This window comes from Bacillus sp. FSL K6-2841 (genome assembly GCF_037976435.1).
Lineage (GTDB): Bacteria > Bacillota > Bacilli > Bacillales > Bacillaceae > Bacillus > Bacillus pumilus.
The window spans coordinates 2,180,232-2,200,603 of sequence record NZ_CP150266.1 but is presented as its reverse complement, the minus strand read 5'-3'; the positions used below and the strand labels follow the sequence as shown (position 1 = coordinate 2,200,603).

Here is a 20,372-nt window from a genome sequence, read left to right as displayed (position 1 = left end):
AAAGAGGTGATGACAATGAAACGGGTGACAGCTGTTATGGGACTGATGCTTTTCTTCTGGCTGATCGCTCCGCACGCAGGTGCAGAAGAAAAAGAGCCTTTATCAAATGAAGCACCAGCAGCAGAAGAAGTGGCGGCTGGACAAGCTGATGCACTTGAGCTTCATTCCATTAGTGACTTTTGGGAAACCATATTGGATGAGTATGGCGGCTTTCTGCCAGAAAGCCAAAAAGGAACAGTGAAAGAAATGATTGATGGCGATAAAGAGCTGTCTCCCAAGACATGGCTGAAAGCCTTTGTTCATTATCTTTTTCACGAGGTCATCGCAAACGGAAAGCTCCTTGGGACACTGATTTTACTCACCATCTTTTGTTCGCTTTTACAGCTTTTGCAGAATGCATTTGAACAAAGCACTGTCAGTAAAGTCGCATACGCACTTGTTTATATGGTGCTGATCATTATTGCACTCAACAGCTTTCATGTGGCGATTTCTTATGCAACGGAAGCCATTCAAACGATGACCAGTTTTATTCTTGCTCTTATTCCTCTGTTATTAGCACTTATTGCTTCCTCAGGCGGGCTTGTCTCAGCCGGATTCTTTCATCCGGTTATCTTATTTTTGATGAATACGAGCGGCGTTTTTATTCAATATGTCGTTCTTCCGCTTATTTTTTTATCAGCGATATTAAGCATTGTCAGTACGCTGACTGAACAATACAAGGTTACCCAGCTTGCCCAGCTGTTAAGAAATGTGGCGATAGGCGGGTTAGCCGTTTTTTTAACTGTCTTTCTTGGTGTCATTTCTGTGCAAGGGGCATCTGCTGCGGTTACAGATGGTATCACACTTCGTACAGCCAAATTTATTACCGGAAATTTCATCCCCGTCCTTGGCAGAATGTTTACAGATGCGACGGATACCGTCATCAGTGCCTCTGTATTACTTAAAAATACGGTCGGACTTGTCGGCGTCGCTATTCTCATTTCAATTGCCGCCTTCCCTGCGATCAAAGTGCTCTCGCTAGCTCTTATATATAAGCTTGCCGCAGCCATTCTTCAGCCATTAGGAGGCGGTCCGATTATCAGCTGCCTTGATGTCATTTCAAAAAGTGTGCTCTATATCTTTGCTGCACTTGCTGTCGTATCGCTCATGTTCTTTTTAAGCATTACCGTCATTATCACTGCTGGCAATTTGACCATGATGATGAAGTAAGGAGGGGACACCTTTTGAGTTTTCTCACGGAATGGATCACAAGTATTATTCTCTTTATCTTATTTGCGATTGTCATTGATCTTCTGCTTCCCAATTCAAGCATGCAAAAATATGCCAAAATGGTCGTCAGCCTCCTGTTGATTGTCGTGATGCTCAATCCGATTTTTGCTTTATTTCGGGCAGACCCTGACCAAATCTTCTCAGAATTGATGAAGGGGAAGGAAGAAGCACAGTCAGAAGAAATAAAAAATCAGATAAATTTAGAAAAAAAAGAAATACAAGCCTCTCAGCGTGCATATATTTTAAAGCAAATGGCTGTCCAACTAGAAAAAAGCGCAAAGGAGCCACTGGAGAAGGAGAGCTATGAAATGAAACACGTAGAAGTGCAGGCAGATGTTGAGCACCTGGATGAGAATATGGAGGCGGATCAATTTCGCATCAAAGCAGTTCTTTCCCCGCTCACAGGTGATGCTGTAGAAACGGTGGCAAAGGTGGACATTGATCTCTCCAGGCAAAAGGAGGACAGCGCTGGATCTTCTAGCAAAGAGATCAAGAGGGTGAAAGAGACGCTTGCTGATGTTTGGAATACGAGTCCTGAGCACATTGCGCTGAACATTGAGGGAGGTGACGCAGCAGATCATGAATAACAAGGACTGGAAACAAAAGCTGAAATCATTCTTGCAGCCGCCTGAAAAAGGTGAAGGGAAACCAAAATTAACGAAGCACCATTACTTGCTGCTTGTATTCATCATCGGCGTATCTTTCATGTTAGTCAGTCAGATCTTGTCACCGCCATCAAGCAAAGAACAAGCTGCTGTTCCTGCTTCTAAAAAAACAACCTCACAAGAGCAGGAGGTATTCAAGCCGGCATCGTCAAGTAAATCAAAGAATTCGATTGAGGATGTGGAGCAAGAATACGAAAATCAGCTGAAAGAAATTTTAGAGACCATTATTGGCGTTGAGGATGTATCGATTGTGGTCAATGTAGACGCAACTTCTTTAAAAGTGTTTGAAAAAAACAAATCCAATAAAAGCACAACGACCGAAGAAACAGATAAAGAAGGCGGCGTGCGAAGTGTCACTGATCAAACAAAAGAAGAAGAAATCGTCATCATCAAAAATGGCAATGAAGAAACGCCAGTTGTGGTGCAAACGAAAAAACCAGACATTCGAGGTGTTCTCGTTGTTGCTCAAGGAGTAGACAACGTTCAAATAAAGAAAACCATCATTGAAGCGGTTACACGAGTGCTTGATGTACCGAGCCATAGAGTGGCTGTTGCCCCTAAAAAAATCAAGGAGGATTCGGAATGATGTTAAAAAAACAAACGGTTTGGCTATTAACGATGCTAAGTTTAGTTGTCGTCTTAAGTGTGTACTATATCATGTCTCCACAAGGTGAAAATGCAGTGACAGTAGAAGAGATGAAATCAAAAGGAACGGAAGAGAAAAAGACTGAACCAGAAAAAGGAATGGATAAAGGAACAGAAAAAGGCGCTGATGAGAAGTCCACTGACAAAGAAACAAATGGTAAACAAGAGGATATCGAAACAAGCGGTGAAGAAGGAAAGGCTGTGTCAGAGCAAACAGACGATGAGCTTTTTACAACATACAGATTAGAGCTTGAAGATAAACGAAGCAAGCAGCGCGAAGAGTTCAACGAAATCGTATCCAGTGATGATGCAACAGCACAAGAAAAAAGCGAAGCGTATGACCAAATGACAGCGCTTAGTGAAGCAGAAGGAACGGAGCGTCAACTTGAAACCTTAATTAAAACAAAAGGTTATAAAGATGCGCTAGTGAGTGCAGAGGGAGATAAAGTGAGCATCACAGTTCGTTCTGACAAAAAATCAAAGTCCCAAGCTGCCGATATTATTGATATGGTCACAAAAGAAATGAGAGGTCTTGATAACGTAGCGGTCACTTTTGAGCCCTCTAACGAATAAAAAATGAACAGACGCCCTTTGCCGAAAAGGGCGTTTTTTGATGCGGTTTTGCGCCCTCTTCAAGATGCTCTCGCAAAGCGCTTCGCCACAATAGTAGTTGAATTCATTGAAATCCTCCTGTAAGATGGTTATAGTATGTACTTTTAGTACTAGCCTATAAAGAAAAAGATAAATCCATACATAGGGGTGCAAATCCATGTTAAAAATTGAAGAAATTCATGAACTGATTAAATTAATTGACGAATCTACTATTGATGAATTTACGTACGAAAACGAAGGTGCAAAAATCAAACTGAAGAAAAATAAAGAAGTCGTTCAGCAAGTTGCGGCACAAGCATCAGTGGCTCCTGTCCAAGCAGCTCCAGCTCAACAAGCTCCTAAAGCACAAGCTCCAGCTCAGACCGAAGCCCCTGCACAAGAGGCAGCTGCGTCTGATAATCTGCATAAAATTACATCCCCAATGGTTGGCACATTTTATGCTTCATCTTCACCAGAAGCAGGTCCTTACGTGACAACAGGTTCTAAGGTGAACGAAAACACAGTTGTGTGCATCGTAGAAGCGATGAAACTGTTTAATGAAATCGAAGCAGAAGTAAAAGGTGAAATCGTCGAAGTATTAGCTGAGAACGGTCAGCTTGTAGAATTCGGACAACCCCTCTTTCTAGTGAAAGCAGAGTAAGGAGTACGATCATGATTAAAAAGCTATTAATTGCAAACAGAGGAGAAATCGCAGTTAGAATTATCCGCGCTTGTAAAGAGCTTGGAATTGAAACAGTTGCGGTATTTTCGGAAGCGGATCGCGATGCGCTTCATGTTCAAATGGCTGATGAAGCATATTGCATCGGACCGACTGCTTCAAAAGATAGTTATTTAAATGTCACGAATATTGTTAGTGTTGCTAAATTAACAGGTACTGATGCCATCCATCCAGGATACGGCTTCCTTGCTGAAAATGCAGACTTCGCTGAGCTTTGCGGGGAATGCAATGTCATCTTTGTTGGGCCAACTCCGTCAGCGATTTCCAAAATGGGAACAAAAGATGTCGCGAGGGAAACAATGAAAGATGCTGGCGTTCCGATTGTTCCTGGTTCTCAAGGAATTGTAAAAGATCTTGATGATGCTGTTTCAACAGCAGCAAGTATTGGGTATCCTGTGATTATAAAAGCAACTGCCGGCGGCGGTGGTAAAGGAATCCGTGTAGCTCGTACCGAAGAAGAGCTCATTAACGGTGTCACCATCACGCAGCAGGAAGCAGCGCAAAACTTTGGTAACCCTGGCGTCTATTTAGAAAAGTTCATTGAAGACTTTAGACACGTGGAAATCCAAGTGCTTGCAGATCAGCATGGCAATACCATTCATTTAGGAGAGCGTGATTGCTCAATCCAAAGAAGAATGCAAAAGCTTCTTGAAGAAACGCCATCACCAGCGCTAAATGCAGACATCCGTGAGCAAATGGGTGAAGCAGCCGTAAAAGCTGCAGAAGCTGTTGAATACACTGGTGCTGGAACAGTCGAATTTATTTATGATTATAATGAAGAGAAGTTCTACTTCATGGAAATGAATACCCGTATTCAAGTAGAGCATCCTGTAACAGAAATGGTCACAGGTGTTGACTTGATCAAAGAACAAATTAAAGTGGCATCAGGTGAGAAGCTTTCTCTTACACAAGAGGATGTCGAATTTGAAGGATGGGCAATCGAATGCCGTATTAATGCAGAAAACCCAGAGAAAAACTTCATGCCATCAGCTGGTGAAATTAAAATGTATCTTCCGCCAGGCGGTTTAGGAGTACGCGTGGATTCTGCCGCTTATCCGGGCTATGTGATTCCGCCATATTACGATAGTATGATTGCAAAGGTGATCACATATGGTAAGACGAGAGAAGAAGCGATTGCGAGAATGAAACGTGCGCTTCAAGAATTCGTCATTGAAGGAGTCTACACAACAATTCCATTCCATCTAAGATTGCTTGAGCATGAAACATTTGTGAGCGGTAATTTTAATACGAAGTTTTTAGAAACATACCAAATCATGAAATAATCACAGCTTTCGGAGGTGAATGATCGTGTCAGAAAACAATTTGCTTGAAATGAACCTTGATGAAGATCAATTGGGAAAAGTGCAAATTGCACCAGAAGTGATTGAGGTCATTGCTGGGATCGCCGCTTCAGAAGTCGAAGGCATTGCCGAAATGCGCGGCAATTTCGCTGCTGATGTAGCAGAACGCTTTGGTAAAAAAAATCACCGTAAAGGTGTGAAAGTAGATGTCTCTGATGAAGGCATCACAATCGATGTATATTGTGTGATTGAATTTGGCCTATCCATTCCAAAGGTATCCACTGCTGTACAAGAAAATATCCGTCAAACTCTTTTGAACATGACTGCCTTAACGATTAATGAAATCAATATCCATGTCGTAGGTATTCAATTTGATACAAAATCAGCTGATGCTGAAGTAGATCAAGAAATGTAAAAAAGAGTTCAAGTGAAACCAAGGAGGCATCGCCTCTTTGGTTTTTTAAAGCCCATTTTTGGGTCATTTCCGAATAATGATGATCTCACACGTGGATTGATTCGTTTTTCGTGACAGCTCACATGGATCTTGGTGCGACCACGGTCAAAATATGTTATGATCTCTGTATGGCTTAACGACAAGCGGATAAAGTGGTTAAAGGAGTAAATAATGAAAAGAAGAACTGCAAGAGAAAAGGCGCTACAAACATTATTTCAAATTGATGTGAGCAATATTGATCCGAAAGAGGCCATTACACATGCGCTGGACGAACAAGAATCAGATCCTTTTTTTGAGGAGCTGGTTTTCGGTGTGCTTGAACAAAAGGACAAGCTCGATGACATGATTTCACAGCATTTAGTGAATTGGAAACTCGATCGTATTGCAAACGTAGACAGAGCCGTTTTAAGGCTGTCTGTGTACGAGATGGTGTATCAAGAAGATATCCCGGTTAGTGTCTCAATGAATGAAGCGATTGAACTGGCCAAATTATTCGGTGATGATAAAGCACCGAAATTTGTAAATGGAGTACTTTCGAACATTAAAAACGACCTAAAGCAGCAATAGGAGGATTCGACATGACAGCAACAATCATCGATGGGAAAGAAACAGCAAAAGAAAAGCGTGAGCAATTAGCAAAAGAAGTAGAAGAGCTAAAACAAAAAGGTGTCACACCTGGTCTTGCCGTTATTCTAATCGGTGATGATCCGGCTTCACTTTCTTACGTACGCGGAAAGGAAAAAGCAGCAGAAGCAATGGGGATGCATTTCCAGCTAGATCATTTAGAGGCTTCTTTAACAGAAGAAGAATTGCTTCAGCTGATTGATCAGTACAATGCGAACGATCAATTTCACGGGATTCTTGTTCAGCTTCCACTGCCAAAACATATTTCTGAAAAAGCCGTGATTGAACGTATTTCACCTGAGAAAGATGTTGATGGTTTCCATCCATTGAATATCGGGAAAATGCTGCTTGGGGAAGACACATTCCTTCCATGTACACCAGCAGGCATTGTTGAACTACTAAACAAGACGGGTGTCAGTCTTTCTGGAAAAGAAGTCGTTGTTGTCGGACGCAGCAATATTGTCGGTAAACCAGTAGGACAATTGCTGTTAAACGAAAACGCAACGGTTACTTATTGCCATTCAAGAACAGTGAATATTTCAGAACATACGTTGAAAGCGGATATTTTAGTTGTTGCCGTCGGTCGAGCAAACTTTATTAAAGCTGACCAAATTAAAGAAGGCGCTATTGTGATCGATGTAGGAGTCAATCGTTTGGATACCGGGAAGCTTGTTGGTGATGTTGATTTTGAAGAGGCAAAAGAAAAAGCTTCTTATATCACACCAGTCCCTGGCGGAGTCGGTCCAATGACGATTACGATGCTTGCACATAATACGGTTAAATCAGCAAAACGTACATTAGCATAAGCTTTATCCATTCATCCACCTGCATACTGCTGGTGGATGAATGTGCGTTTTTGAGGAGGAGGAATACGTCATGAGTGAAAAAGCCTTTGTGACGGTCACAGCCCTTACAAAATACATAAAAAGAAAATTTGATGTTGATCCGCATTTAGAAGATATTTGGATCAAAGGTGAGCTATCCAATGTCAAGATTCATTCAAGGGGACATGTGTACTTCACCTTAAAAGACGAAAACGCCCGCATGCAAGCTGTCATGTTCCAGCGCTCTGCGGCGAAGCTGCCTTTTTCACCTAAAAGTGGGATGAAGGTGTTTGTTCGCGGCGGAATTCAAGTCTATGAACCAAGCGGCAACTATCAATTATATGCAAAAGAAATGCAACCTGATGGTGTTGGTGCTCTTCATCTTGCTTATGAAGAGCTGAAGAAAAAGCTAGCAAGTGAAGGCTTATTTGATGCGCGCTATAAAAAGCCAATCCCTGAATATCCAGAGGTTGTTGGTGTCATTACGTCTCCAACAGGAGCGGCTGTTCGAGATGTCATTACGACGATCAATCGGCGCTATCAGCAGGCGAAAATCATTGTGCTTCCGGCGCTCGTCCAAGGTGAGCATGCGACCCGTTCCATCGTAGAGCGAATCAAGGAAGCGAATGAAAAACAGCTCTGTGATGTCTTGATTGTCGGAAGAGGAGGCGGTTCGATTGAAGAGCTTTGGGCTTTTAATGAAGAAGCTGTCGCAAGGGCCATCTTCGCATCAGACATTCCAATCATATCTGCAGTTGGGCACGAAACAGACTTTACGATCAGTGATTTCACTGCAGATATGAGAGCACCCACACCAACAGGAGCAGCCGAGCTTGCTGTTCCAAGCACGACCGATTTAATAGAGCGAATCAAATCAATCGATATACGGCTAACAAGAGCGTTAAAGAATCGAACCTCACAAGCGAAAGACCGTCTTCTGGCGCTGCAATCCTCTTATGCCTTCCGTTTTCCAAAACGATTACAGGAGCAAAAAGAGCAGCAATTCGATTTGGTATTTGACCGTTTTCAAAAACAGCTGACGAGACAAATTGAGCAAAAACGCAGTCAGCTAGACCGCCAGACATACAGACTGAAGCCGCTTCATCCTAAAGAACAGCTGCTTCAAGCGAAAAAACGACACGCCAATGAAACAGAACAGCTCATTCGCAGTATGAATGTGCAAATGAAAACAATTCATTCGCAGTTCCAATCGGTTCTTGGTAAACTAAATGCATTAAATCCACTTCAAGTGATGGAAAGAGGCTACAGCTTAGCCTATAAAGAAGAAGAACTAGTAAAAAGTGTGAACCAAGTAGAGACGAAGGATCAGCTGACTATCACGATGAAGGATGGACGTCTAATTTGTGAGGTTATTGAGAAGGAGGGGCAATCATGACAGAATCCAATAAACAAAAAGAAGAACAAATGACATTTGAAGAGGCGATGAAAGGTCTTGAGGAGATTGTGGGAAAGCTCGAAGAAGGAGATGTACCACTTGAGCAGGCCATTCATTATTTTCAAGAAGGCATGACCCTTTCGAAGCTTTGTCATGAAAAATTACAGCATGTTGAAAAGCAAATGGATTTCATTTTAAAAGAGGACGGTGAGCTGGCTCCCTTCTCAGTGAAGGAGGCAGATGCTGGTGACAAGTAATTTAAATGAATTTTTAACAACACGAAAGCAGGCCATTGAAGATTATTTATTTACATATGTTCAGGAATTGACGATTCCAGAAGACCTGAAATCTTCTATGCTCTATTCACTTAAAGCGGGCGGGAAAAGGCTTCGACCTATTCTCGTTCTTGCTCTTCTAAATGCTTACGGTAAAAACGAAGAAGATGGTATACCTGTCGGCTGTGCGGTTGAGATGATTCATACGTATTCCTTGATACATGACGACCTTCCTTGCATGGACGACGATGACCTTCGCAGAGGAAAACCGACGAATCATAAAGTGTACGGAGAAGCAACAGCTGTTCTCGCAGGTGATGCCCTTTTAACAGAGAGCTTCCGTTTGATTACATCACAGCTGTCAAGCAGCGTCTCTGCTGACAAAAAGATCAGAATTGTAGATGAGCTTGTAAAGTCAGCAGGTGCACTAGGAATGGTTGGCGGTCAATTTGATGACATGGAAGCAGAGCAAAAACAAGTATCGCTTGCTGAACTAGAATCCATTCACGCCCGTAAAACAGGAAAGCTCCTCACGTTCAGCGTCGCAGCAGGTGGAATGCTGGCAGGAGCACCAGATGACGATATCGAGAAGCTAAGGGAATTCAGCTATCATATTGGCATTGCGTTTCAAATCCGTGATGATATTTTAGATCTCGAAGGAAGCGAAGAAAAAATCGGAAAACGGGTCGGCTCTGATACAGCAAATGAAAAGTCGACATATCCTTCTTTATTAACGCTTTCAGGAGCAAAAGAAAAACTGCATGAGCACATCACACGTGCAAAAGAAATTGTCTCCAATCTTCAATTAGAGCAGCAATTGCTGCATGATTTATGTGATCTAATTGCCTCAAGAGATCATTAAAAACAGCCTAGATTTGAGGGTCCTCGAGCAATTGTGGTAAACTGTAAACAGTTTATTATGATGAGACAACTCTTATTCCCTACTGGTTTTCAAAGGAATAAGGCATTATAGATGTATATAGAAATTTTGTTGAAAGCGAGTTGATCCTAATTGGATCTTTTATCAATAAAAAATCCAACGTTTCTAAAGGGAATGTCAAATGCAGAATTAGAGGAGCTTAGCGCTGACATTCGCATGTTTTTAATTGAGTCCTTAGCTAACTCTGGCGGGCATATCGGTCCGAACCTGGGAGTCGTTGAACTGACTGTTGCGCTTCATAAAGTATTTGACAGCCCAAAAGACAAATTCCTCTGGGATGTTGGACATCAGTCTTACGTTCATAAGCTGTTAACGGGAAGAGGGGCGGAGTTTGATACACTTCGCCAATATAAAGGGCTTTGCGGTTTTCCTAAACGAAATGAAAGCGAGCACGATGTTTGGGAGACAGGTCACAGTTCAACCTCGTTATCTGGTGCGATGGGTATGGCGGCAGCGCGTGATATCAAAGGGACAGATGAATATATCCTGCCGATTATTGGAGACGGTGCACTAACCGGAGGTATGGCGCTGGAAGCTTTGAATCATATCGGTGATGAAAAGAAAGATATGATTGTGATCTTAAATGACAATGAAATGAGTATTGCACCAAACGTCGGTGCGATTCACACAATGCTTGGCAGATTACGTACAGCTGGCAAATACCAATGGGTAAAGGACGAACTTGAATATTTATTCAAGCGCATTCCAGCTGTAGGTGGTAAGCTTGCTGCGACAGCAGAGCGTATCAAAGACAGCCTCAAATATTTACTTGTATCTGGCATGTTCTTTGAGGAAATGGGATTTACCTACTTAGGTCCTGTTGACGGACATTCGTATGAAGATCTTTTTGAGAATCTTGAATATGCAAAGAAAACAAAAGGGCCTGTTCTTCTGCATGTCATCACGAAAAAAGGAAAAGGCTATCAGCCGGCAGAATCCGATAAAATTGGCACTTGGCATGGTACGGGTCCATACAAAATTGATACAGGTGATTTTGTAAAACCGGCAGCAGCAGCTCCGTCTTGGAGTGGTCTCGTCAGTGAAACAGTCAGAAAGCTGGCACGGGAAGATGAGCGGATTGTTGCGATCACGCCTGCGATGCCTGTTGGTTCAAAGCTTGAAGGCTTTGCGAAGGAATTTCCAGAGCGGATGTTTGATGTAGGCATTGCCGAGCAGCATGCAGCCACAATGGCAGCTGGTCTTGCGACGCAGGACATGAAGCCATTTTTAGCGATTTATTCAACGTTTCTGCAAAGAGCCTATGACCAAGTGCTCCACGATATTTGCCGCCAGAATCTAAACGTCTTTATTGGCATTGACCGTGCTGGACTTGTCGGTGCAGATGGAGAAACCCATCAAGGTGTGTTTGATATTGCCTTTATGCGTCATATGCCGAATATGGTGCTCATGATGCCAAAAGATGAAAATGAAGGGCAGCACATGGTCAATACAGCTATTCAGTACGATGACGGTCCTATTGCCATGCGCTTCCCGCGCGGTAATGGGTTAGGTGTCAAAATGGATGAACAGCTGAAAACCATTCCGATTGGGTCCTGGGAGGTTCTTCGTCCAGGGAAGGATGCTGTGATTTTAACATTTGGTACGACGATTAAAATGGCGCTTCAAGCAGCAGAAGAACTTCAAAAAGAAGGGAAATCGGTTCGTGTTGTCAATGCTCGTTTTATTAAGCCTCTTGATGAAGCGATGTTAAATGATATTCTTTCTGAAGGTATTCCGATTTTAACGATTGAAGAAGCTGTGCTCCAAGGCGGATTTGGCAGCAGCGTTTTAGAATATATACACGATAAGAAAGCATCTCATATCAAAGTAGAACGTATGGGCATTCCAGATGAATTTATTGAGCATGGAAGTGTTGATGCCCTGCTTGAAGAAATTGGTTTGACGAAAGCACAGGTTGCTGACACTTTACGTGACTTGCTTCCCGCAGCACCAAGAAAAGGAATTGGATCATGACATCAAAGAAAGAACGACTTGACGTTTTATTAGTCGAACAAGGACTAATGGAAACGAGAGAGAAAGCAAAGCGTGCCATTATGGCAGGGATCGTTTACTCAAATGAAAACCGCTTGGATAAACCAGGAGAGAAAATCGCTCGTGATACACCGCTCACTGTGAAAGGGAACCCTCTGAAATATGTGAGCCGCGGCGGATTAAAGCTTGAAAAAGCGCTAAAAGAATTCGACTTAACTGTTGAAGGGAAATTGCTAATTGATATTGGTTCATCAACAGGTGGATTTACAGATTGCGCTCTTCAAAATGGAGCGGTCAAATCATATGCTGTTGATGTTGGCTACAATCAGCTTGCATGGAAATTAAGGCAGGATGACAGGGTAATCGTCATGGAGCGCACCAATTTCCGTCATTCCGTCCCGGCAGATTTTACCGAAGGATTGCCAGAAGTAGCGTCAATTGATGTCTCTTTTATTTCACTTAAACTCATTCTTCCGGCTTTAAAGCACATTCTTGTTCCGGGCGGAGACTGTATTGCACTCGTCAAGCCCCAATTTGAAGCAGGAAGAGAGCTTGTTGGGAAAAAAGGCATCGTGCGAGATCCGTCTGTCCACCTTGGTGTGCTGGAAGAGATGAATCAATTTGCTGCAAAAGAAGGCTATGATGTGAAGGATGTCTCATTTTCGCCTATTACAGGCGGAGACGGGAATATTGAGTTCCTTCTCCATTTAGTGCTTCACCCTGATCAAGAAGAGAATGCGGCACTTCCAGTTTCAGAACTTGAAAAGATCGTCAAGGAAGCCCATTCTGTATTGAAAGAAAAGAAAAACAGTCCTGAGCCGGCTGATACATGAGGTTGAAACAAAAGGAATAATAGCTCGCTATTATTCCTTTTTACATGGTCAAAAGATGAGAATTGGCCGTTTCTCACGTAACGCTTGTTTTTTGAACTGTGGTTCATATAACATAGAACGTAAAGAAAAACTGAGATCAAACGCCTAGGGGGGTCAATAATGAATAAAGGTCAAAGGCATATTAAGATTAGAGAAATCATCGCGAGCCAAGAGATTGAAACACAAGATGAACTAGTCGATATTTTAAAAGCCGATGGATATAACATTACACAAGCGACCGTTTCAAGAGATATTAAAGAATTGCATTTAGTGAAAGTGCCGACGAACAATGGAACATATAAATACAGCCTTCCTGCGGATCAGCGGTTTAATCCGCTGTCTAAACTAAAGCGATCCTTAATGGATGCATTTATTAAAATGGATGCTGCCAGTCATTTAATCGTCCTCAAAACCATGCCAGGTAATGCTCAGGCGATTGGGGCTTTAATGGATAATTTAGATTGGGAAGAAATCATGGGAACCATTTGCGGAGATGATACCATTTTGATCATTTGCCGCACACCAGATGATACGGAAATAGTTTCAAGCAAAATTTTAGAGCTCCTATAAAGAATCAGGTTTACAAAAAGAGGTGGCAAATGAGTGTTAGCAGAACTAACCATTAAAAACTTTGCAATCATTGAAGAGTTAACGGTTTCATTTGAAAAAGGACTCACAGTCCTAACAGGGGAAACAGGTGCAGGGAAATCCATCATGATTGACGCTGTCTCACTTCTTGTGGGAGGTAGAGGGTCGTCTGAATTTGTTCGTTATGGTGAGAAAAAGGCTGAGCTGGAGGGGCTTTTTCTTGTACCAGCAGCTGACCACCCTGTATTTGCTTTATGCGAAGAGCAGGGAATTGACGCAACTGATGAAATGATGATCCTTCGCCGTGATATTAACAATAACGGGAAAAGCATTTGCCGCATCAATGGCAAGCTCGTCACAATCTCACTTTTACGCGAAGTAGGACGCCTTTTGCTCGATATACATGGACAGCACGATAACCAGTTATTGATGGAGGATGAAAATCATCTGCATTTACTCGATCAATTTGGAGCAGAAGAAATTGCACCTGCTTTGTCACAGTATCAAGAAGCATATGAGCAATATACAAAGACAGCCCAAAAGCTAAAACAGCTCTCTGAGAATGAGCAAGAAATGGTGCACCGATTAGATTTATTGCAATTTCAGCTAGAAGAGATTGAAGCGGCACAATTAGAGCCGGGAGAAGATGAGAAGCTTCAAGAAGAGCGCCATCAGATCAGCAACTACGAAAAGATCTTTTCCTCACTCCAAAACGCCTATAATGCCTTGCGCAATGAGCAGGGGGGACTTGATTGGGTTGGCATGTCATCGAGCGAGCTCGAGCAGGTTTCTGAGATTAACGACGATCTAAAAAAGCTTTCCGAACAAGTGTCGAACTCTTACTATTTATTAGAGGATTCGACGTTTCAAATGCGAAGCATGCTGGATCAATTAGAGTTTGACCCAGCACGCCTTGATTTTATTGAGTCTAGGCTGAATGAAATGAAGCAGTTAAAGCGAAAGTACGGGACGACGGTTGAGGAAATTTTGGAGTATGCGGCGAAGATTGAAGAAGAAATCGATCAAATTCAAAATCGAGACAGTCATCTGCAGACACTTAAAAACAAACTGGATGCAATGAGCCGTGACGCCCTGCTTGAAGCACTTAACGTTTCGGAGCTTCGTAAAAAATGGGCCAAAAAGCTAGCGAAGCAAATTCAAACAGAACTAAAGGATTTGTATATGGAGAAGTCAACATTTGATACATCCTTTTCCATTCGGTATGCGCCTTTTAGCAGCACGGATAATCCGCTGCTAGATGGAAAGCCCGTCCAGCTTGGGAAAAACGGAATTGATCAAGCTCAATTTGTGATTTCTACTAATCCTGGCGAACCGATGAAATCTTTATCAAAAGTTGCTTCTGGTGGAGAAATTTCACGTGTTATGCTCGCCGTGAAAAGTATCTTCTCAGCCAAACAAGAGGTCACTTCCATTATTTTCGATGAGGTGGATACAGGCGTAAGCGGCAGAGTTGCACAGGCAATTGCCGAAAAAATTTATAAAGTGGCGGCTGGCTCACAAGTGCTCTGCATTACGCATCTCCCGCAAGTAGCAGCAATGGCTGACACGCATCTCTTCATTTCGAAACGCTCTAAAGCTGGTAGAACACTGACAAACGTCAAACCATTAAGTCATGAAGAAAAAGTGAGTGAAATTGGCAGGATGATTGCGGGTGTCGAAGTCACTGAGCTGACCAAACAGCATGCAAAAGAATTGCTGCATCAAGCAAATGATGTCAAAACAACAGGGTAGCTGAAAAACCAGCTGCCTTTTTTATATTGTGTCAAAATCGCTGTATATACCCGCGAATTCGTCTTTTTCTTTTATCAATTTATCCAATCATTTTCTATAGCTGTTGGTTATAAATCAAAGCGAAGAAGGCAAAAGTAAAGATGTAGCCAAAACATGAGTGTTCTGGTGTGGGTAAGGAGCGAGGAGAGTGAAAAATGAATGCCCGAAAAGATGAGAAAAGCCATTGGTGTGATTCTCCTTGTTTCTTTAATAAGTACAGGGTTTATGAGCATAGTGAAGGAATACATCAGCATTCCAACAAATGTTGCTGTATTTGAAAAACAGAAGCACGCAATTGACACATCAATAGAAGCGTCAGCCAATGCTTCTTCACAAGCCTTTAGTCTTTCAGAGAAAAAGAATCAGCTTGAAGTAACAGGACAAAAGGCAGGAAAAGCCGAAATTGTTTATGATTTTAAAGGATTTCCTATTAAGAAAACAAAAGTCGACGTTCTCCCTGAATTAAAAGTCGTTCCTGGAGGACAATCCATTGGCGTCAAGCTCCACTCTGTAGGAGTTCTCGTTGTAGGTTTTCATCAAATCACAACAGCAGATGGCAAAAAATCACCAGGCGAAGCCGCAGGCATTCAATCAGGGGATATGATCATTGAAATCAATGGTCAAAAGATGGAGAAAATGAATGACCTCACCCCATTTATCCAGAAAGCAGGGAAAACAGGTGAAACGCTTCGTTTACTCATAAAAAGAGACCATAAAACCTTTCAAACAACATTAACACCCGCAAAAGATTCAAGTGAAGGCACCTATCGAATTGGTCTTTACATTCGAGATTCCGCCGCAGGAATCGGCACGATGACCTTCTTTGAACCATCTTCTAAAAAATATGGTGCCCTTGGGCATGTCATTTCTGACATGGATACAAAAAAACCAATTGTTGTCGACAATGGTGAAATTGTTAGATCAACCGTAACATCGATTGAAAAAGGCACAGGAGGCAATCCTGGAGAAAAATTGGCGAGATTCTCTTCCGAACGAAAAACAATAGGAGATATCTCCCGCAACAGTCCATTTGGTATCTTTGGTACGTTAACCGAAAAGCTTGAAAATCATGTATCAGACAAACCGCTTCCAGTTGCTTTATCAAATGAAGTGAAAGAAGGTCCAGCAGAAATTTTAACCGTTGTGGATCATGATAAAGTGGAGAAGTTTGATATTAAAATCGTCAGCACGACTCCGCAGAAATTCCCGGCAACAAAAGGGATGGTATTAAAGGTAACAGATGAGCGTCTTTTAAGTAAAACGGGCGGTATCGTCCAAGGTATGAGCGGAAGCCCCATCATCCAAAACGGAAAAGTCATTGGGGCGGTCACGCACGTTTTCGTCAATGACCCGACAAGCGGCTACGGCGTACACATTGAATGGATGCTGTCAGAAGCAGGCATCGACCTTTATCAAAAAAACAAAAAAGCAAGCTGATCATCAAACTGCCGCGAATCTTCCGGCAGTTTTTTTCTCCCCTTTCTTTCTCTGCCATCATGTTATAAAATAAGGAAAAAGAGATTTTTCGACAAAATGGAAAGTGGTATGTTGTCAAATTGCAATAATCGTCGATTCGTTAAGAAAAACGTAGAAAAAGCTAGATAATGCTCTATTATTCGGAAAATTAAAGTTTTTTAAAGGGGATAGCATGGTTTTGTCGAATTGAACACTCAGAAGAGAAATACAAAAGACTAAAGGAATCGACATTGGGGAGGAAAGAACGTGGAGAAAATTAAAGTGTGTGTAGCTGATGACAATCGAGAGCTTGTTGGCCTTTTGACAGAGTATATTGAGGGACAGGAAGATATGGAAGTACTTGGCGTGGCGTATAATGGTCAGGAATGTCTGACATTATTTAAAGATAAAGAGCCCGACGTTCTCCTCTTAGATATTATCATGCCTCATTTAGATGGCCTTGCTGTACTGGAACGCCTCCGTGAAAACAATGACATGACCAAACAGCCAAGTGTGATTATGCTAACGGCGTTTGGACAAGAAGATGTCACGAAAAAAGCAGTTGATTTAGGGGCATCCTATTTCATCTTAAAGCCATTTGATATGGAAAACCTAGTCGGTCATATTCGTCAAGTCAGTGGAAACGGCACACAAGTCACCCATCGATCTTCATCTATCCAAAACAGTGTCCTTCGAAACAAACCTGAACCGAAACGCAGAAACTTAGATGCGAGCATTACGACGATTATTCATGAGATTGGTGTACCTGCTCATATTAAAGGTTACTTATACTTAAGAGAAGCCATTTCGATGGTGTACAATGACATCGAGCTTCTCGGAAGCATCACAAAAGTGTTGTATCCAGACATCGCGAAGAAATTTAACACGACCGCGAGCAGGGTCGAACGAGCAATTCGTCATGCGATTGAAGTGGCTTGGAGTAGAGGAAACATCGACTCCATTTCCTCACTCTTTGGTTATACAGTCAGCATGTCTAAAGCAAAACCAACCAATTCTGAATTTATCGCAATGGTGGCTGACCGTCTCCGCTTGGAGCATCGAGCTAGCTAGTTCATTTTTATAGAAAAACGTTTCTTCAAAGAGGCGTTTTTTTATTTTGAAAAAATATTGTAAAAAATTGGTTGTATTGATACAATCATCTTATTGTTTCATTTGGACAACTCAGCTTGATTTATTTTCAGAATAAAATGAAAAATAAAGCATGAAAGAAATGGGTATGACATAAATTAGTGGTAATCAGCTACGCCAATCAATTGTTTGGTCTTCAAAATAGTAGAAGGAAACGCTCATTCGTAAGAAAAAGGATGAGAGGAAAAGGTCTGATGAATTTGGTAAATAAAGCAAATGAGATCGAAAGTTCTATTGCTATTGACCTGATTGGTTGGCGTTTTAAAGTCACTGGCTTCTTAGAGATTGTGCCATTTGAACTGAATATTCCCATTGTCGAATTTAATAATTTTCACATTCTTTTACTATGCTATAATAATGAAAAGAAGAGGGTGAGGTTATGGGAAAGCTGAAAATCCACTCTGCTGAGGTAGCGAACGAAATTAGCAAGTGGACGAGGGTCATTTCTCAAAATGACCTAGAAAAATCTGCGATCTATAAAGAGAAAATTCAGAATTTGCTAAAAAATACAGATGAAGACCGCGAAGTTCTCCTGTATTATCAGCTTGTTAATGGCAGACATGAAATGTTACTTGGAAATATTGAAAAAGCCAATCACATTATGAAGAGTGTCGGAACGCTTGATGAGAAAGCAGATGACATTATTAATTTTTATTTTTACTTTTACAAAGGTCAATATGCTGCATATGTGAAAAAATATGATGAAGCCATCAGCTTTTACAAAATTGCAGAACAGCGTCTAAAACGTGTGAATGAGGACCTTGAAGTAGGGACTTTTCATCATAAGGTTGCTTCAATTTATTACGAACTGAAACAAAATTTCATATCCATTAATCATATCAAAAAAGCCATCGATACGTTCAAAGCGCATGAAGAATATACAGCGCAGGCGATTGACAGCTTGATTTTACATGCAAGTAATTGTATCGATTTGATCCAATTTGACGAAGCGGAGGAAAAATACCAAGAAGCACTTGAGAAAAGTAAACGTATTAACAATGAAGTGCTGATTGGGAAATGCTATCACAATTTAGCCGTTCTTTATTATGCGAAACATGATTACGAAAACAGCGCACAATATGCCAAAAAAGGGATGGGCATTCAAATGCACCGTGACAATAGCCATTATTACATCCAATCTTTATATGTTCTGGCAAATGCCTTGGTTCATCTAGGAGATCAAGAGGCGAAGGAATATATTAAAGAGGGCATTCAGTATAGTTGTGATATCCAAAATAATGAATATATAGTAAAATTTGAAATTTTAGATTTGATGTGCGAAAATAGTGGAGCAGCAGACTTATTCTCTGAAAAATTAGACTACATAGAAAAAAATAGATTATATGTGGAGCTTGAGGATTTGTCTGAACAAATATCGAAATACTTCAAGGAACGAAATGACTATCAAAATGCCATTCGTTTTCTTGAAAAGAAATTCGATGCACAAATACTTCAAAAGAAAGTGGAGGTTATCTTATGAAAAAGTTGTTGTTAGGTTTAACCGTTGTTACAGCAGTCGCAGTTGTTTCTTCCCTTTTTGCTCTTGACGCAGAGACGACAGAGCAAGCCATCAGAGCGATTACGTGATCGAATTTATACAGAACCTCTTCGTACGAATCAGAAGAGGTTTTTTTATGTGCTCAAACTGGAAAAACGAAAAGAGAGACGTCATAATGAAAGGAAGCATCATACTTAGAGGTGACATATGACGAAAATTTTTGCACACAGAGGTTTTAAAGGCATCTATCCTGAAAATACCATGATAGCCTTTGAGCATGCACTTCATTCTGGGGCTGACGGAATTGAGCTGGATGTTCAGTTGACGAAAGATGGCAGGCTTGCTGTCATTCACGATGAGAAGCTGAATAGAACAACGAATATGAAAGGCTTAGTGAAAGACCATACATATGAAGAGTTAAAAGCAGGAGATGCGAGTCATTCTTTTTATGAAGAAACCGGTGCTGTATCCATTCCCCTTTTAGAAGAAGTATTGGAGCTAGTGACGCAGCAATCATCACTCATCATCAATATTGAACTGAAAAACTCCATTTATCGATATCCTGGTATGGAAGAGAAAGTAAAAGAGCAAATTGAACACTTTCAAATAGAAGATCGTGTACTAGTCTCATCGTTTCATCACGGCAGTTTAGCTCTTTTTCACAAGCGGATGCCGCATGTTGAGCTTGCTGTTCTCACAATGGATGTCATTCATCGGCCAGAGATGTACATAAAAACAGTACCTGCAAGAGGTTATCACCCCAATATAAAGGGCGCAGGGGTAACAAAAGAAGTCGTATCAGCTCTCCATGCTGCCCAGCAAGTGATCAGGCCATTTACAGTAAACAGTGAAAAGCAAATGAAAAACATGTTTTCCTTAGGTGTCGATGGAATTTTCACAGATTTTCCTGATAGAGCCGTCGAAATAAGAGAAGAAATGAAATAAAGACCTGCGATCAACAGCGGGTCTTTTTTCATGTTTATCTCTGTTTAAAGCGGGTGGTCACTTTATTTCGTTTGCGGTCTCTATATAAAATAAAGCCAGCGACTACGTAAAGACCTCCCCCTAAAAAAACCAACCCTGCAATTCCTTGCAGCCATAAAAATGGAAATGGTGAAATGATGATACCGAAAACAGTGTCACGCAGCAGCTTAATTCCAAGTGCAGCAAGCGCGCCAGGTATTAAAATAATCACTAATGCAAGTATTCTCCCCATCAAATGTCCCCTTAAACGTCATTTACTTCCATTGTCTAATTCAAAAAATATTTTGTCAAGAAAGGAAAACGTGGTAATATAAGAGTTG

21 protein-coding genes are annotated in these 20,372 nt (G+C 41.5%); 20 read left to right on the top strand and 1 reads right to left on the bottom strand.

Features of this window, described 5'->3' with window-relative positions; all coding sequences use genetic code 11:
- Window positions 1-15: 15 nt before the first annotated feature.
- From spoIIIAE to MHH68_RS10985, 20 genes are all read left to right on the top strand, one after another.
- Window positions 16-1,209 (top strand): stage III sporulation protein AE, encoded by a 1,194-nt coding sequence (gene spoIIIAE, locus MHH68_RS11080; RefSeq protein ID WP_144462745.1) that lies wholly within the window; start codon window positions 16-18, stop codon window positions 1,207-1,209.
- Window positions 1,210-1,223: 14 nt separating this feature from the next.
- Window positions 1,224-1,856 carry a stage III sporulation protein AF gene (spoIIIAF, locus tag MHH68_RS11075; protein ID WP_339163072.1) on the top strand — a complete coding sequence of 211 codons (633 nt, stop codon included), beginning with the start codon at window positions 1,224-1,226 and terminating at the stop codon, window positions 1,854-1,856.
- Window positions 1,849-2,520 (top strand): stage III sporulation protein AG, encoded by a 672-nt coding sequence (gene spoIIIAG / locus MHH68_RS11070; RefSeq protein ID WP_012010535.1) that lies wholly within the window; start codon window positions 1,849-1,851, stop codon window positions 2,518-2,520. The genes spoIIIAF and spoIIIAG overlap by 8 nt, the downstream gene beginning before the upstream one ends.
- The gene (locus tag MHH68_RS11065; RefSeq protein ID WP_003216063.1) at window positions 2,520-3,152 is read left to right on the top strand and encodes a SpoIIIAH-like family protein; all 633 of its coding nucleotides are present in this window, start codon (window positions 2,520-2,522) and stop codon (window positions 3,150-3,152) included. The genes spoIIIAG and MHH68_RS11065 overlap by 1 nt, the downstream gene beginning before the upstream one ends.
- A gap of 196 nt (window positions 3,153-3,348) precedes the next feature.
- The gene (gene accB / locus MHH68_RS11060; RefSeq protein ID WP_012010533.1) at window positions 3,349-3,831 is read left to right on the top strand and encodes an acetyl-CoA carboxylase biotin carboxyl carrier protein; all 483 of its coding nucleotides are present in this window, start codon (window positions 3,349-3,351) and stop codon (window positions 3,829-3,831) included.
- Between the two features lie 11 nt (window positions 3,832-3,842).
- Window positions 3,843-5,192, top strand: a complete 1,350-nt coding sequence (accC, locus tag MHH68_RS11055) for an acetyl-CoA carboxylase biotin carboxylase subunit (protein ID WP_144462749.1) — start codon at window positions 3,843-3,845, stop codon at window positions 5,190-5,192.
- A 25-nt stretch (window positions 5,193-5,217) separates the two neighbouring features.
- Complete coding sequence (locus MHH68_RS11050) at window positions 5,218-5,625, top strand: Asp23/Gls24 family envelope stress response protein (RefSeq protein ID WP_058014706.1); 408 nt, start codon at window positions 5,218-5,220, stop codon at window positions 5,623-5,625.
- Between the two features lie 210 nt (window positions 5,626-5,835).
- Window positions 5,836-6,231, top strand: coding sequence for a transcription antitermination factor NusB (nusB, locus tag MHH68_RS11045; RefSeq protein ID WP_058014707.1), 396 nt, complete (start codon window positions 5,836-5,838; stop codon window positions 6,229-6,231).
- Window positions 6,232-6,242: 11 nt separating this feature from the next.
- Complete coding sequence (folD, locus tag MHH68_RS11040) at window positions 6,243-7,094, top strand: bifunctional methylenetetrahydrofolate dehydrogenase/methenyltetrahydrofolate cyclohydrolase FolD (protein WP_339163069.1); 852 nt, start codon at window positions 6,243-6,245, stop codon at window positions 7,092-7,094.
- Window positions 7,095-7,164: 70 nt separating this feature from the next.
- On the top strand, window positions 7,165-8,508 hold the full coding sequence (xseA, locus tag MHH68_RS11035; RefSeq protein WP_144462751.1) for an exodeoxyribonuclease VII large subunit: 1,344 nt from the start codon (window positions 7,165-7,167) through the stop codon (window positions 8,506-8,508).
- Window positions 8,505-8,765 carry an exodeoxyribonuclease VII small subunit gene (locus tag MHH68_RS11030; protein ID WP_003215880.1) on the top strand — a complete coding sequence of 87 codons (261 nt, stop codon included), beginning with the start codon at window positions 8,505-8,507 and terminating at the stop codon, window positions 8,763-8,765. The genes xseA and MHH68_RS11030 overlap by 4 nt, the downstream gene beginning before the upstream one ends.
- Entirely contained in the window at window positions 8,755-9,645 is an 891-nt protein-coding gene (locus MHH68_RS11025; RefSeq protein ID WP_339163065.1) for a polyprenyl synthetase family protein, read from the top strand. Before MHH68_RS11030 ends, MHH68_RS11025 begins: the two co-directional genes overlap by 11 nt.
- Window positions 9,646-9,795: 150 nt before the next feature.
- Window positions 9,796-11,697: a 1-deoxy-D-xylulose-5-phosphate synthase gene (gene dxs / locus MHH68_RS11020; protein ID WP_061408514.1), complete on the top strand. Its 1,902-nt coding sequence runs from the start codon at window positions 9,796-9,798 to the stop codon at window positions 11,695-11,697.
- A complete protein-coding gene (locus MHH68_RS11015; RefSeq protein WP_106067130.1) occupies window positions 11,694-12,548 on the top strand; it encodes a TlyA family RNA methyltransferase in 855 nt (284 codons plus the stop codon). Before dxs ends, MHH68_RS11015 begins: the two co-directional genes overlap by 4 nt.
- Window positions 12,549-12,707: 159 nt before the next feature.
- Window positions 12,708-13,157 (top strand): transcriptional regulator ArgR, encoded by a 450-nt coding sequence (gene argR, locus MHH68_RS11010; protein WP_058014712.1) that lies wholly within the window; start codon window positions 12,708-12,710, stop codon window positions 13,155-13,157.
- A 33-nt stretch (window positions 13,158-13,190) separates the two neighbouring features.
- Window positions 13,191-14,927, top strand: coding sequence for a DNA repair protein RecN (gene recN / locus MHH68_RS11005; RefSeq protein WP_061408509.1), 1,737 nt, complete (start codon window positions 13,191-13,193; stop codon window positions 14,925-14,927).
- Between the two features lie 198 nt (window positions 14,928-15,125).
- Window positions 15,126-16,403 carry a SpoIVB peptidase gene (gene spoIVB, locus MHH68_RS11000; RefSeq protein ID WP_339163059.1) on the top strand — a complete coding sequence of 426 codons (1,278 nt, stop codon included), beginning with the start codon at window positions 15,126-15,128 and terminating at the stop codon, window positions 16,401-16,403.
- Between the two features lie 285 nt (window positions 16,404-16,688).
- Window positions 16,689-17,492: a sporulation transcription factor Spo0A gene (gene spo0A / locus MHH68_RS10995; protein ID WP_003215740.1), complete on the top strand. Its 804-nt coding sequence runs from the start codon at window positions 16,689-16,691 to the stop codon at window positions 17,490-17,492.
- Window positions 17,493-17,949: 457 nt separating this feature from the next.
- Window positions 17,950-19,050 carry a Rap family tetratricopeptide repeat protein gene (locus MHH68_RS10990; RefSeq protein WP_058014715.1) on the top strand — a complete coding sequence of 367 codons (1,101 nt, stop codon included), beginning with the start codon at window positions 17,950-17,952 and terminating at the stop codon, window positions 19,048-19,050.
- A 225-nt stretch (window positions 19,051-19,275) separates the two neighbouring features.
- A complete protein-coding gene (locus tag MHH68_RS10985; RefSeq protein ID WP_339163055.1) occupies window positions 19,276-20,013 on the top strand; it encodes a glycerophosphodiester phosphodiesterase in 738 nt (245 codons plus the stop codon).
- Window positions 20,014-20,047: 34 nt separating this feature from the next.
- On the opposite strand, the gene MHH68_RS10980 is transcribed toward MHH68_RS10985, so the two are convergent.
- Window positions 20,048-20,284, bottom strand: coding sequence for a DUF2627 domain-containing protein (locus MHH68_RS10980; RefSeq protein WP_144462757.1), 237 nt, complete (start codon window positions 20,282-20,284; stop codon window positions 20,048-20,050).
- Window positions 20,285-20,372: the final 88 nt, after the last annotated feature.